This is a genomic window from Limnospira fusiformis SAG 85.79 (assembly GCF_012516315.1).
In the GTDB taxonomy this organism is placed as follows: Bacteria; Cyanobacteriota; Cyanobacteriia; order Cyanobacteriales; family Microcoleaceae; genus Limnospira; species Limnospira fusiformis.
This window is the reverse complement of the sequence record NZ_CP051185.1, coordinates 1373702-1388992: the sequence shown is the minus strand read 5'-3', so window position 1 is coordinate 1388992 and position 15291 is coordinate 1373702. Positions and strand designations below refer to the sequence as shown.

Sequence of the window (15291 nt, the reverse complement as noted above, 5' to 3'; positions counted from 1 at the left end):
ACCAGGGGAAGATCTGGGTCTGTTCTTAGCCGCAAATTGGTCATTAATCCCTGGACAACAAAGCCATAGGATTGACAGCCCCATTTCCGGTGGGGTGAATTTCAAAGTGCAAGTGAGGACCAGTGCTAAACCCGGTGCTACCCATTTCCGCAATTAGCTGACCTTGGGTAACTTTCTGCCCTTTACTGACCAGATTCCGGTGATTATGAGCATAAAGGGTAACACTGCCATCAGGATGCTCTAGTTCCACCAAGTTGCCATAGCCACCGCTGTTCCAACCAGAAAAGATAACCACTCCCGGAGCGGCTGCTAAGATGGGAGTACCCACCGGACCGGCAATATCAATACCTCGGTGCATTCTTCCCCAACGCCAACCGTAGCCGGAGGTTAAAATTCCCTCGGCTGGCCAAATATAGCCAGCAAACCGTGTGGAGCCTCCCGGTAGGTAGGCATCCGGGCCAAGTAGTGGCGGTAAATCGGGGGAAACAATGCGACCGAGAGTAGGGTTCTGAAGTGGATCATAAGCACTAGCCCCCAGAGGAGCAGTAGCAACCAATGAATTGGGGTTATCTTCGGAACCTGGTTCTGGGCGGCGGGAAATCTCTTGAGTAGCCCCGTCTGAGGGTTTTTCCCCATCGATATCCTTTTGATATTGGTAGGCTGTGGGGTTAAACTCAGGGTTAATCCGTTGTAGTCGTCTGGGGTTAGGTTCAGTAGCAGCCAACACCTGATCAGCGGTTTCGGCTTTTTCGGCTTTCGCCTCGATCACTACTTCTTCTGGTTCCTGAGAAAAGCTGACAGTTTGATAGGAATAGGTGGGTTGAGACTGTTGAGCGTGGTACTCGTTTCGCAGTCGCTCAATCTCAGTTCTCAGGCGATCGCTATAGAGTCTACTGCCGCTGTGGCGGCGATTGAGAGGGGTAAGCCTTCTCTCCTCAGCATCAGCAAGACTAAATTCCCCATTACTACTGGGTTGGGACTCACCACTAGTTGATAGATCCTTTCGTGAAGCTGTAGTTGAGTTATCAGTATAGTTAGACTCTATGACAGGGGTTTGTTGACTGAGTTCCGAAAGTTTCCTGGGGGAAATGCGATCGCCGCCATCATTTGATGTACCCAAGCGATCGCCCAAATCCACTTTCAGGCCCACCGGTTTGGTGATATCGCCAGATATTTGGGACGGGAGAACTGTAGGAGTCACAGTTTGACTCAAGCGTAGTCTAACAGAAGCTCCCGGAGTATTGTTGTTAGTAGATGCTCTGTGGCTAGGAGTAGTAGTTTGGGCAGAACCCAAATCAATTCTGGAGTTGTTTAAGTTGTGATCTGCTGTGTAACTATCTCTTGGAGATGCCAGATAGTTATGCAAACGTTTAGGAATCCTCAGTTCTTGATCAACCTTAATCAAGTGAGGGTCAGTCAAATTATTAGCTCTAATCACATCATCTACTGACACCCCGTGGGCCTCAGCAATTCGAGCTATAGTGTCTCCTGAACTGACCTTATAGACCACCGAAACCGACTGAGTGGGGTCTGAGTCAATCACCAAGGTACCGGGAACCCTATTAAAGGAACTGATATCAGTTTCCCTAATTGTCTCCCTAACCGCATTGCTCACCTGGGAAGGTTGAGAAAACCGTGGGCTAGGGGCAGTGTTTTCCGTCACATCAGAGCTATAGGAGTCTGAACCGCTAATGCCATTTCCCACAGCCCTTTCTGTGGTGTCAAACCTTTCTATGGTGTCAAACTGATAGGGGAAAGGTTTTTCTTCAGATTTTGATAAAGACGGTTCCGAGACAACCACAGACCCAGGCTGGGCTTGCTCTTGGGCTTGAGTCTCGTTTTCCTGATGGTCAATAACTGCTGCTGGTTCTACTGGGGTTGCCGAACCCATAGACCCAGAATTAGATTCTGTCAGGTTTCGCAGAATGGATGGTTGCCAATCTGATGAATCAGATACTGAGTCGCCGTCTTGATTAAGTGCAGCTTGATTGGAAGAAGACTGCATCGATTTGGTGCTATCGGCTTTTAGTGACTCAGTAGCAGCACTACCCCCTTCGGGAAACAGAAGACCTGATGCAATCGCTAAACCCAAGAACGCAGCAGAGGTTTTTACCTTGCTCCGACTGGGGGCTGTCACCTGTTGTGTAGTTTCCACGTTCATATCTGTATTAATGGCATCCGTAACAACAGGCTGATTGTTGTGTGGAACTGTTCCTTTCAAAGAACGACCTCCTATGGAGAAGCGCTTAAACTGTTTTTGGGGCTGGTTTTCCTCAGTTATCTGTATTTAACACGGCTTTAAGCAGAACCTGCGATTACAGTAACTGATAAGTGATATTTATCATGCTGATTGCATGATGCCCACCACTGGCAGCCATATTGATATTGATTAGGTCAGATTACCTTGCTTTTTGAATTTCGACAAGCCACCTTTACCCATCAATTACCACAAAGTTGAGAGTGTGAGTTAACAATCTGGCAATTCCCTTGATGTCATAGATAAAAGACAGTTGGCAGGAAATGCAGATTGGGAATCCGTTGATCCCGAATCAAACTTTACACCATCTACCTCAAAAAACACAATGGCTTGGGAACCATGTTTTGTGGTTTCCCAACTTTAGCAGAGTAGTGTTAAGAATATACTCAAGTAGCCAACAACTTGATACATCAATCCTTACGCCGACTTTACCCTCTCACCCAGACATCCTTGGATTGATCACGAAAATCTATCAGAAGACATAGAGCTACTCCTCCTAGAGTATATAATCAAAACTTATGTTTAGACCGTGGGGGTTAAGCCAGCAAACCTAGTTGTCGGCGGGCTTCAAACAATCCTACAGCGGCACTAACGGAGAGGTTCAGGCTGCGGACATTCGGCTGACACATGGGGATGTAGACGGTAGCTTGACAGAGGGCTAGAACTTCTGGGGGGAGTCCTTCTGTCTCGCTACCAAACAGCAGCCAATCATTTTCCTGAAATTGAAAGGACACATAATTCTGTTTTCCACGGGCGCTAAATCCTACCCAGCGGCCCCCTAATGGTTGGTGAAAGGCTTGGAAATCCTCTATATGGGTATGGTATTTAAGGGGTACATAGGGCCAGTAATCTAGTCCTGCCCGTTTCAGATAGCGATCGCTAATTTCAAATCCCAGGGGGCCCACCAGATGCAAGGGTGTTTGGGTCGCCGCACAGGTGCGGGCAATATTCCCTGTATTTTGGGGGATTTGAGGATTAACTAGAACGAGTTGGGGCATAGTCGATCGCATTGAAAGGCCAGGAATTTACCCGCCAGAAGTTAATACTATATAATCCCCAACTCCTGAACTAAAAGCCACATTTCTATAGCTTTTCTTTATATTTCCTCCTTGGCTGAGGACATAAGATATATTAATAGGTCTTTTGCATCAACCCACTAGGTAACCAGTAATTGACATAATTTATCTTCAAGTTCCTGCTCCTGTTCATAAGCATCAGCGATCGCCTTTTTGATAATACTACGAGTATCGATGCCACTTTCATACTGTTTTAGCCACTGTTGGGCGCTGTTTCCCGACCGCAGAATCTTTTTGAGGGGAGACAGAAAACAGCTAAAACCACGCTGTTTAGCCACTGGCCAAACTTCTTGATACAGATTATCGATCCAATCGCGGGCTAAAATACTGCTGCCATCTTTCCAGTGTTTCAGGTTAGCATCCAGACTCCGGTGCGCTACTGCTTCCTCGTTGGCATCTGCGATCGCCACTAATTCCTGATTGCGGGTGTTTGCTGGTAGGCTACTCAATTCCAGGGGGTCTAGGTTCGGGGTCTCCATCAGTTGCCATAACCTTGCCTCTAAGAAGGCTGTAGTCGCCAGTAAGGCTATGGGATTCACCATTAGGTCACAAATCCTTAATTCCAGGCGATTGAGGCTGTAGGGGCGACGAACCCCATTAGGACGCACGGAACACCACAGGTGTCGCACATTTCTCATAGTTCCGGCTTCTAGTTGTTCATTAGTCCACTGGATATAATGAGAATGACTTTCAAAGAGGGGAACGTGGCGGGGAGTTTTGGGGAACAAATGCCACCTATGGGAGTGATAACCGGTGGGTTTACCGTCCAAAAAGGGAGAGGAGGCACTTAGGGCGAGGTATAATGGTGCTTCTACCCGCACTAGGCGCACGGCACGCATTAGCACTTCTGGATCATCAATACCGATGTTAATATGGATGCTGGCCGTAACTACATCAGTTCCGTAGGTTTCCTGAATGTAGGCATGATAGGGGTTGTTGGGGTCAGAACGGTAAAAGCGCCGACTATCTCCCAGAGAGAGAGTGCTACCTGGTATAATGGTGTAGTTGCCAAGTTGGCGCAGGTATTGTCGCAGTTGTTGCCGAGGTTTGACTAAAGCGCAAAGAGAGCGATCGTAACTGCAAATTGGGGCGGTGATATACTCCACATTGCGGGTATCTGGTTCCCGGACAAACCCATCAAGATTTTTAACTATTTTATCGGAAAAGCCTACTATGTCCCCCTGGGGTGTACCCGTGTACATTTCGACTTCAAAACCTTTGGGTAGTAACACTTTTGTGCCTCACTTAAATTTAGATGAACGGAAACTAGGATAGGGTCCCTATAGTGGACAGTTGACAGCTATTAAGTAAGGACTCCGACTTTCCCAGTTCCCGTGTTTATAGACATGACGACTAAGACCCACTCTGAGAGTGAGTTTTAAGTTGATTCTAGCATTGATTCGGAGTTCCAAGGAAAAATACTTTCCGATTCCGAAAAGTTAAAAATATAGTCATAATCAAATTCTAGCGCCCGGATATGCCTAGTTACAGAAAAGCCACAGTTAACAATTTGGTCAGTGGTAAAAGTTGCCATAATTAAAGCCATGAGTTTTTGAGAACTGACTTCCGGTGGTTTCACAAAATAATCTCGTTTGGCAAAAAATACTTTTTCATCTTTCGGGACCACCAGGCGATTAATGCGGTGGGCATATTGAATAGGTTTAATATATTGTTTGATAAAATCGTCCTGATTTTTTTGCAGTCGGGCTAGTCTTTCGTGTTGTTGCCAACTCATTGTGAACATGATTTTAATCAATTCAAAGCCGACAATATAATTAAAAACGTTCTCTTTTTCTTGGGTGCTGGCTACCAATTTTAAAGCTGATTCCAAGTAGATATCTGGCTGACATCTGGCATCTTGGGCGGAGTGTATATAAAACTGACGGATATATTTGCGGAGAACTCCCTCGGTCAAGGGGCTAGTCACTTTAAACCAGTTAAAGTATCTTTGAATCCGATTAATTGAGTCGATATCTTCCAGTAATTTAGACACTAAGCCATCGGCGGTATATTCATCTAAAAATTCCGCCTGTTTTTCGGGAGGGGAGGCACAGAATATATAACACAAAGACAGTAAATAGCGCCGCTGTTCCCAAGGCAAACTTTCCGCCCATTCTTGGGCTTTGGGAGGTAGTTTATCAAATAAAATGTTATTTTTGAGAGGGGCTAAAATGTCAGCGTTTGATTCGAGTTTCATAGTAGTTGTGTCCCACTGTCGGTTTTTTGATATTAGCTGACAGCAATTCTAAGCCACTGCATCACTGGAGACATTGTTACCATTTTCACAGGGGCGATCGCCATTTTCCACCTATGCCAACCGGGGCAACTTTGTGGGGGGTAAAAATCCTATTTCACAACTTATGATCGCTGCCAATTACGTCTCAAAATTTTCGGAACTACCAACACCAGTACGATCGCCACTGTTATCGCCCCCAATATAGGCAGAGAAATCGCCAATACTGATAAGATCATAGCGCACAGCAACTCCATTGTGGATACCAATGGATTAGCCAAGCCTCCGGTGGCCATAGTAGAGGCGACACGGGTAATACCCATTAACATTTCAATCACTCCGGCTGATCCAGCCCCCAGAATTATAGAGACTGTCCACATCCACCGAGGTTCCATGTCTGGTAAAAATGCAGCTACAATCAAAGTAGCCACCACCATAGCGATCGGTGCTTCCAGGATATCCAAAGCATGATCGACTCCGGGGATAAAATAGACGATCGCCTCCACTGCTAACAGAGTAGCGACGGCTATCAACCCCGTCTCGGTTCCCAAAATCTCTAAGTCGGGGGGTAGGTCAAAATCGCCGTATATGGCGGCTGTGCTCAAAATTACCGGGGGTACAAATATTCTAAACCCACAGGCGGCGCTTAAACCAACGCCGCAAAAAATCCCTAACAGATAATTCATCATCATATTTTCACTTTCTACTATTATCTAATTACAGGCGATACTGGCGGTAAACGTCCGTAGCGGCGCGGTGTAGGAGAGAATGGCGGTAAACCAAACTCTGCATATCTTCACAGTAACCACCGCCAATAATTCCCGCCACCGGATATCCCATTCCCACACAGGTAGACAAAACTTGCATTTCCCGCCGCCATAACCCAGAGTCAGTTAGGGCCAATTTTCCTAAGCGATCGCCAATATGGGTATCTACTCCTGCATCATAGATCACTAGATCTGGGCGAAATTCCGTAAGCAAGTCAGGTAAATGACTGGCTAAAATTTGCAAATATTCTTCGTCTTCCATACCCACGGCTAGGGGAATATCGCGATCGCTTGTTTGTTTTTTAGCCGGAAAGTTAGCTTGACAGTGCATTGAAAAGGTAAATACATGGGGGTTATCTTGAAAAATTACCGCCGTTGCGTCCCCCTGGTGTACATCAAGATCCACAATCAGGATTTTTTTGGCTAGTCCTAATTTTTGCATGACACAGGCAGCGATCGCTATATCATTGAATATGCAGAAACCAGATCCATAGTTAGGGAAGGCGTGGTGAGTGCCTCCGGCCGTGTTGCAGGCTAAACCGTGAGATAATGCTAGTTTAGCCGTCAATATGGCACCCCCCACTGCGATACAGGTCCGCTGTGCTAAAGCCTGACTCCAGGGGAGACCTATGCGACGTTGTGCTTTCGGGTCTAGTTTCCCCTGACAGTAAGCCTCTACATAGTCCCGGTGGTGGACTAATTCGATCCACTCAGTAGGTGGCAGTTTGGGTAGGTGAAGTTGCGATCGTCTGATTACGCCTTCTTGGAGTAACATATCACAAAGTAACCCAAATTTCGGCATCGGAAAACGGTGTCCTGGTGGCAGGGGGGCTACATAGTCGGGATGAAAAACAATCGGCAAATTCATCGGTGCATATATTCAGGTTGTACAATCTAACTAATATTAAATTCAACTAGAGACAATTAACATGGATAGCACAACTATTTGGGAGTTAGGCAGCAGCAACCCTGATAATGCCAATAACCTGGAAGTTATTAGACAATGGTGGGCTAACCTCCAGAATATTAAAATCGACTGGCAACAGCGACTTATGCCACAGGATACAGACCCCAGTCAGTTAAACTGGGAACCCCAAAAGTTTGACGAAAATTTTGTAATTTGCAACCCCGAAATCAGGGGAATCACCATTTTTTGGAGTAAACCAAACAACCCCGACCAACGTAGTATCACCCCCCGGAAAATGGTGCTTTACCTTGACCACCAACAGCTTTATATTTTCTCTCAATCTCAACAGCAACTGGTGCTGAAAGTTAGTATCCCTGAGCTTAAATATGACACCATCAATATCGAAAATCCTCATATTGCCGTGGGCAATAATGGCTTAATGATACTATTTAGAGACCCGGCACAATTATTGGATGTCAAGGTAATTCTTACCCCAGAAAAATTACAGCAACTCAAGCAAAAATTAATTTAATAATTGAGAAACCGGGTTTCTTGACCTCTGGGACAAACGGGTTTCTTGACCGCGATATCGGTGGTGTGTCAGATGAATAAAATTTGCCGTTTACCCGATAGGTTATCCCTCGGACGCTACGAGGGTAATAATTATTAATAATTAATTATTAATTATTAATTATTAATTATTAATTATTAATTATTAATTATTCTTGACCTCTGGGACAAACGGGTTTCTTGACCGCGATATCGGTGGTGTGTCAGATGAATAAAATTTGCCGTTTACCCGATAGGTTATCCCTCGGACGCTACGAGGGTAATAATTATTAATTATTAATTATTAATTATTAATTATTCTTGACCTCTGGGACAAACGGGTTTCTTGACCGCGATATCGGTGGTGTGTCAGATGAATAAAATTTGCCGTTTACCCGATAGGTTATCCCTCGGACGCTACGAGGGTAATAATTATTAATTATTAATTATTAATTATTAATTATTAATTATTAATTATTCTTGACCTCTGGGACAAACGGGTTTCTTGACCGCGATATCGGTGGTGTGTCAGATGAATAAAATTTGCCGTTTACCCGATAGGTTATCCCTCGGACGCTACGAGGGTAATAATTATTAATTATTAATTATTAATTATTAATTATTCTTGACCTCTGGGACAAACGGGTTTCTTGACCGCGATATCGGTGGTGTGTCAGATGAATAAAATTTGCCGTTTACCCGATAGGTTATCCCTCGGACGCTACGAGGGTAATAATTATTAATTATTAATTATTAATTATTAATTATTAATTATTAATTATTCTTGACCTCTGGGACAAACGGGTTTCTTGACCGCGATATCGGTGGTGCGTCAGATGAATAAAATTTGCCGTTTACCCGATAGGTTATCCCTCGGACGCTACGAGGGTAATAATTATTAATTATTAATTATTAATTATTAATTATTCTTGACCTCTGGGACAAACGGGTTTCTTGACCGCGATATCGGTGGTGTGTCAGATGAATAAAATTTGCCGTTTACCCGATAGGTTATCCCTCGGACGCTACGAGGGTAATAATTATTAATTATTAATTATTAATTATTAATTATTAATTATTAATTATTCTTGACCTCTGGGACAAACGGGTTTCTTGACCGCGATATCGGTGGTGCGTCAGATGAATAAAATTTGCCGTTTACCCGATAGGTTATCCCTCGGACGCTACGAGGGTAATAATTATTAATTATTAATTATTAATTATTAATTATTCTTGACCTCTGGGACAAACGGGTTTCTTGACCGCGATATCGGTGGTGTGTCAGATGAATAAAATTTGCCGTTTACCCGATAGGTTATCCCTCGGACGCTACGAGGGTAATAATTATTAATTATTAATTATTAATTATTAATTATTAATTATTAATTATTAATTATTAATTATTCTTGACCTCTGGGACAAACGGGTTTCTTGACCGCGATATCGGTGGTGTGTCAGATGAATAAAATTTGCCGTTTACCCGATAGGTTATCCCTCGGACGCTACGAGGGTAATAATTATTAATTATTAATTATTAATTATTAATTATTCTTGACCTCTGGGACAAACGGGTTTCTTGACCGCGATATCGGTGGTGTGTCAGATGAATAAAATTTGCCGTTTACCCGATAGGTTATCCCTCGGACGCTACGAGGGATAATAATTATTAATTATTAATTATTAATTATTAATTATTAATTATTAATTATTCTTGACCTCTGGGACAAACGGGTTTCTTGACCGCGATATCGGTGGTGTGTCAGATGAATAAAATTTGCCGTTTACCCGATAGGTTATCCCTCGGACGCTACGAGGGTAATATTAAATTATTAATTATTATATTATTAATAATTATTAATTATTCTTGACCTCTGGGACAAACGGGTTTCTTGACCGCGATATCGGTGGTGTGTCAGATGAATAAAATTTGCCGTTTACCCGATAGGTTATCCCTCGGACGCTACGAGGGTAATAATTATTAATTATTAATTATTAATTATTAATTATTAATTATTAATTATTCTTGACCTCTGGGACAAACGGGTTTCTTGACCGCGATATCGGTGGTGTGTCAGATGAATAAAATTTGCCGTTTACCCGATAGGTTATCCCTCGGACGCTACGAGGGTAATAATTATTAATTATTAATTATTAATTATTAATTATTAATTATTAATTATTCTTGACCTCTGGGACAAACGGGTTTCTTGACCGCGATATCGGTGGTGCGTCAGATGAATAAAATTTGCCGTTTACCCGATAGGTTATCCCTCGGACGCTACGAGGGTAATAATTATTAATTATTAATTATTAATTATTAATTATTAATTATTAATTATTCTTGACCTCTGGGACAAACGGGTTTCTTGACCGCGATATCGGTGGTGTGTCAGATGAATAAAATTTGCCGTTTACCCGATAGGTTATCCCTCGGACGCTACGAGGGTAATAATTATTAATTATTAATTATTAATTATTAATTATTAATTATTAATTATTCTTGACCTCTGGGACAAACGGGTTTCTTGACCGCGATATCGGTGGTGTGTCAGATGAATAAAATTTGCCGTTTACCCGATAGGTTATCCCTCGGACGCTACGAGGGTAATAATTATTAATTATTAATTATTAATTATTAATTATAATTATTAATATTCTTGACCTCTGGGACAAACGGGTTTCTTGACCGCGATATCGGTGGTGTGTCAGATGAATAAAATTTGCCGTTTACCCGATAGGTTATCCCTCGGACGCTACGAGGGTAATAATTATTAATTATTAATTATTAATTATTAATTATTAATTATTAATTATTCTTGACCTCTGGGACAAACGGGTTTCTTGACCGCGATATCGGTGGTGCGTCAGATGAATAAAATTTGCCGTTTACCCGATAGGTTATCCCTCGGACGCTACGAGGGTAATAATTATTAATTATTAATTATTAATTATTAATTATTAATTATTAATTATTCTTGACCTCTGGGACAAACAGGTTTCTTGACCGCGATATCGGTGGTGTGTCAGATGAATAAAATTTGCCGTTTACCCGATAGGTTATCCCTCGGACGCTACGAGGGTAATAATTATTAATTATTAATTATTAATTATTAATTATTAATTATTAATTATTCTTGACCTCTGGGACAAACAGGTTTCTTGACCGCGATATCGGTGGTGTGTCAGATGAATAAAATTTGCCGTTTACCCGATAGGTTATCCCTCGGACGCTACGAGGGTAATAATTATTAATTATTAATTATTAATTATTCTTGACCTCTGGGACAAACAGGTTTCTTGACCGCGATATCGGTGGTGTGTCAGATGAATAAAATTTGCCGTTTACCCGATAGGTTATCCCTCGGACGCTACGAGGGTAATAATTATTAATTATTAATTATTAATTATTAATTATTAATTATTAATTATTCTTGACCTCTGGGACAAACAGGTTTCTTGACCGCGATATCGGTGGTGTGTCAGATGAATAAAATTTGCCGTTTACCCGATAGGTTATCCCTCGGACGCTACGAGGGTAATAATTATTAATTATTAATTATTAATTATTAATTATTCTTGACCTCTGGGACAAACGGGTTTCTTGACCGCGATATCGGTGGTGTGTCAGATGAATAAAATTTGCCGTTTACCCGATAGGTTATCCCTCGGACGCTACGAGGGTAATAATTATTAATTATTAATTATTAATTATTAATTGGTTTCCAAGCCTTTTTGCTGGAATTTTAGGGTTTGGCAATTTTCCATAATTGTCCGGGCTACATTTTCCGGGATACCGTCGGGAATGTCTGCCTGAATTTCTAGGGTAATTTTTACCTTGGTGTTTTTGAGAGAGATTAAATGTTGAATGACTTCATCGCTAATTACTCCCGCGTCTCTGTTGAGTCGTAAAGCCTCAATTTCTACCACCCCGTAAAAGCGTCTTAGGGGCTGATTTTGAGCCGGGGAAACTCTATAATTTCCGGGGTTTATGTCCTCCCCTACGATCGCATTTACCTCCCTTTCCTGACCCGGTGAGGGGGCGGAATATTGCTCCAAGGAATTGGGGCTGGGCTGCTGGCTCAGTTGTAACTGTTTTTGGGCTACATCGGGCTTGACAATTAAACTATTTTGAGCTATTGTAGGATTGATGGATTCCCCGGCTTTCAGTCCCTGATAGGTGCCGGTTTCTGGATCGAAGCCTTCCGCGTAGGCAAACCACTGACTCCAAGCGGTCGAGGATACGCCGTCGGCGATCGCTTTCAGCAAAACCTGTTCATCCTTGAGGCGGGGCAGATAGGGATATTTAGTTAGATATTCCCAGATCTCCTGTAGGCTGATGTGGTTTTTGTCGCGCCAGACGAAGGGTTCCAAAACCTCTAAATAGAGATTTAGGGGGGCGTAGGTATCTGAGAGGTGGGATTCGTCGATCGCCTTTTTGCTGGCGTTAAGTGTCGGGGAGGACTCAAGATTACGGAGGCGGATAGTTTTCCAGGCGATCGCTTCTTTGGGGTCTGGTTGTTCAGGGACTAATAACCATTGGTAGGTTTCGGAAATCTGCTTTTGGACATCATCATCAAACTGCTGTAGTTTGGTGTGGGCTTGTTTAGCCTGAAAAGCATCTAGGTTCAACTCTTCCTTTTCGCGACAAATGGACTCCCAGGCGAGATATTGGGCGGCATTTTTTCCCAGGGTTTCCCACTTGGTTTTATCAGCAGCCAAAAACACCAGGGTATTTTGGTAAGAGCGACGAGTCTCCCCCCTGTAGTCTAACACATCAGCCACCCATTTGCAAGCCGGACTCTGTAAATTTAAGCCTTGGTCGTGGGGGAATTGTGGGGGGAGTATAACCAGACGCACACCGGAACGTTTATCATCAGGGATATCCCCGCTAGAATTGGGGGCCACATGAACCGTGGTAAAGATACCCCGATCGCCAAATTTTTTGAGACGTTTAACAATTTCCTTTTCAACCAAATAGCGATCGCCTTCACCGAGAAACTGATCAGCCCTTTCCGCCGCTGTGCGGTTAACATTAGGTTGAGTGGAAATCCAGTAGCGTTTATTATCAACATAGAGATAGGTAGCGCGATCGCTGAGTCGTCGGAGTGCGTCCCCAAAAGTCGCCGCCGCCTCTCCCGGTTGCACACAACCTAGCTTTATTCTACGGTCTTCTAAGCCACGGTTAGCAGCTTTCTGGGTTGGTGCTGACCCCATGTAGATAGTGCGGGTAACGCGACGACAAGCGGAATAACGGCCGAAATTAGGGTATTGGCGATCGAGATCTAGGGGTAAAGATAATGGTCCATCGACATCTTTATCAATAATGGGAGTCCAATTATCTTCCAGGTAGCGGGTAAGTTCCGACTGCACTTGATGGTCATCCATCGGCACATTTCCCGGCATAATCAACAGATTAGCATCATTACGTTCCCATAGGGTATGAATCACCTTAGCCATGAGACGCAAAACCCCACGGGTCCGCTGAAACTTATCTAAACTCGACCAGTCCTCATAAAGGCGATCGAACAATTCTGGGTGAATAGGATAAGCCTCTCGCATACGGCGTTTATAGTTAGCCTCCTTGGTATCCGTGGGAAACTCCTGGCTATGTTCCCGATACATATTGTAAAAGGTATCTATCACCGCATCTCGTTGAGCCAAGAGAGTTGTATCCGTGGTAGACTGAAATAAGCGCCGCCGGACGATTTCAAAACCTTCTTCGGCGCTGGCAGGTCGCCAAGGGGACTCTACGCGACCGATCGCATTTTTCAGCCTGTCGGTCGCTTCGTATCCCTTCTCGCCGCCTTTTTCAATATCCGACGCGGGAACACTCACCACCAGCAGGGTATCCTTAGCATTTTTGGCGGACTCACTCAAAGTTTGGGCAAAAGTGAATTGAGTGTCGAAAGTCCCCCCCACCACATCAGGTTTTTCGTGGAGTTGTCTAGCATAGGCGACCCATTCATCAATCAGAATTAGACAGGGGGAGAAGCGGTTAAACAGTTGTTTAAGTATATCACCGGGATTAGTTGCCGTTTCGTCAGCCTCCCGCAACATTTGATAACCTTCTTCTCCTCCCAACTGCCAAGCCAACTCCCCCCAGAGGGTTTTAATTATGGGGGGACGGTTACGATCGCCTTTTCCATAGGGTTTAATGCCACTGGGGGGCAGTTTATTCCCCACCAACACAGCGACGTTAACATTTTGGGGAGGTTGAGATATACCCACCTGTTGAAAAATCTCTTCCATCCCTGGTAAGTTATGAATATGGCAGGCTTGGCAAAGGTGATAGAGGGATAACAGGGCGTGAGTTTTGCCGCCGCCGAAGTTAGTTTGCAATTCAATTACCGGGTCTCCCCCTTGACCAGTTAACCGTAGCAGTGCATTACTGAGAAGCTGTTTTAGGCCTTCGGTGAGGTAAGTGCGGCGATAAAATTCGGTCGGGTCTCTATATTCATCAGACCCCTGATCGAGGTATACTTCCCATAAGTCCGCGGCGAATTCTGCTTGTTGGAAAGTCCCGCCAGCCACGTCAGGATGAGGTGTAACAATCTCTCGCCAGGGTTTGAGTCCGGTTTGAGGTTGTCCTTCTGTGGGGGTGACGGTGACTTTCCTTCTTTCGCGACGGGCTTCGGCTTCAAAACGCGATCGCATCAATTCATTTTTCTCTTTTTCGACTTGGCTGGCTTCTGGGGCGGAAATAGCGGTTAACAGACGGCTGATATTATCAAGGATACGGTAAGCATCATCAGTCGAGAAAGTGGTTTGGTGCGCCCATTGGTTGCGGTTATCGCGCAATTCGCTGACAATGCTGCGTTCACTCCTTCCCAGAATTTGGCGAAATACGTCATTCCAATGTTCCCACACGACCATCAGCAGAGCATAGAGATCTTCTTTAAGAATCTTTTCAACAGGTTGTCGGCTACGATTGTTAACATAACTATCGGAAAGCGAGGCACTGGCGGCGGTCAACCAGTGATTATCGCCATAATGCGATCGCATTTCCCTTTCCACGAAGGGATACAATCCTTCTTGGAGTATCCTTAAAGCGCGAGTAACTCTCTCATGATTGCTGATAGCCATAATCGGTAGGATGCGTAATTGAGATCAATTATATGCCAAAACCGCCAATTGTGTTCACCTGTTGAAGTCAAGAAACCCGGTTTCTCAAAGAAACCGGGTTTCTAACCCGCCACAAATAAGCCGAGTTTCTCAGCCTCCAGTCAACTGGGTTTCCCCCCAGAAGTCAAGAAACCCGGTTTCCCACCAACAAGTCAACCGAGTTTCCCCCCGTAAGTCAAGAAACCCGGTTTCTCAAAAGTTTCTAACCGGGTTTCTTAACAAATACCGAGTTTCTCAGCCTCCAGTCAACTGGGTTTCCCCCAGAAGTCAAGAAACCCGGTTTCCCACCAACAAGTCAACCGAGTTTCCCCCGTAAGTCAAGAAACCCGGTTTCTCAAAAAGAAAACCGGGTTTCTAACCCCCACAAATAAGCGAGTTTC

The 15291-nt window shown here is 44.0% G+C and carries 8 protein-coding genes; 1 reads left to right on the top strand and 7 read right to left on the bottom strand.

The features are described from left to right. Nucleotides 1-43: 43 nt before the first annotated feature. From HFV01_RS06650 to HFV01_RS06625, 6 genes are all read right to left on the bottom strand, one after another. Entirely contained in the window at nt 44-2221 is a 2178-nt protein-coding gene (locus HFV01_RS06650; protein WP_006668433.1) for a peptidoglycan DD-metalloendopeptidase family protein, read from the bottom strand. 572 nt (nt 2222-2793) lie between these two features. Further along, complete coding sequence (locus HFV01_RS06645) at nt 2794-3255, bottom strand: tRNA (cytidine(34)-2'-O)-methyltransferase (protein WP_035759327.1); 462 nt, start codon at nt 3253-3255, stop codon at nt 2794-2796. Between the two features lie 158 nt (nt 3256-3413). Then, the gene (gshA, locus tag HFV01_RS06640; RefSeq protein ID WP_006624325.1) at nt 3414-4565 is read right to left on the bottom strand and encodes a glutamate--cysteine ligase; all 1152 of its coding nucleotides are present in this window, start codon (nt 4563-4565) and stop codon (nt 3414-3416) included. A gap of 146 nt (nt 4566-4711) precedes the next feature. Further along, nucleotides 4712-5530: a cobyrinic acid a,c-diamide synthase gene (locus HFV01_RS06635; RefSeq protein WP_193520928.1), complete on the bottom strand. Its 819-nt coding sequence runs from the start codon at nt 5528-5530 to the stop codon at nt 4712-4714. A gap of 161 nt (nt 5531-5691) precedes the next feature. Next, nucleotides 5692-6258, bottom strand: coding sequence for a DUF4126 domain-containing protein (locus HFV01_RS06630; RefSeq protein ID WP_006624323.1), 567 nt, complete (start codon nt 6256-6258; stop codon nt 5692-5694). A gap of 25 nt (nt 6259-6283) precedes the next feature. After that, nucleotides 6284-7201, bottom strand: a complete 918-nt coding sequence (locus tag HFV01_RS06625; protein ID WP_006624322.1) for a histone deacetylase family protein — start codon at nt 7199-7201, stop codon at nt 6284-6286. A 61-nt stretch (nt 7202-7262) separates the two neighbouring features. Between HFV01_RS06625 and HFV01_RS06620 the strand changes: the two genes are divergently transcribed. Beyond that, nucleotides 7263-7772, top strand: a complete 510-nt coding sequence (locus HFV01_RS06620; RefSeq protein ID WP_006624321.1) for a hypothetical protein — start codon at nt 7263-7265, stop codon at nt 7770-7772. Between the two features lie 3728 nt (nt 7773-11500). On the opposite strand, the gene HFV01_RS06615 is transcribed toward HFV01_RS06620, so the two are convergent. Beyond that, nucleotides 11501-14872: a Swt1 family HEPN domain-containing protein gene (locus HFV01_RS06615; RefSeq protein WP_193520927.1), complete on the bottom strand. Its 3372-nt coding sequence runs from the start codon at nt 14870-14872 to the stop codon at nt 11501-11503. Nucleotides 14873-15291: the final 419 nt, after the last annotated feature.

What these genes read in the sequence shown, in the direction of transcription:
- HFV01_RS06645 (WP_035759327.1), bottom strand. Translation starts at nt 3,255, where the DNA reads ATGCCCCAACTCGTTCTAGTTAATCCTCAAATCCCCCAAAATACAGGG.
- HFV01_RS06635 (WP_193520928.1), bottom strand. Translation starts at nt 5,530, where the DNA reads ATGAAACTCGAATCAAACGCTGACATTTTAGCCCCTCTCAAAAATAAC.
- HFV01_RS06630 (WP_006624323.1), bottom strand. Translation starts at nt 6,258, where the DNA reads ATGATGATGAATTATCTGTTAGGGATTTTTTGCGGCGTTGGTTTAAGC.
- HFV01_RS06625 (WP_006624322.1), bottom strand. Translation starts at nt 7,201, where the DNA reads ATGAATTTGCCGATTGTTTTTCATCCCGACTATGTAGCCCCCCTGCCA.
- HFV01_RS06620 (WP_006624321.1), top strand. Translation starts at nt 7,263, where the DNA reads ATGGATAGCACAACTATTTGGGAGTTAGGCAGCAGCAACCCTGATAAT.
- HFV01_RS06615 (WP_193520927.1), bottom strand. Translation starts at nt 14,872, where the DNA reads ATGGCTATCAGCAATCATGAGAGAGTTACTCGCGCTTTAAGGATACTC.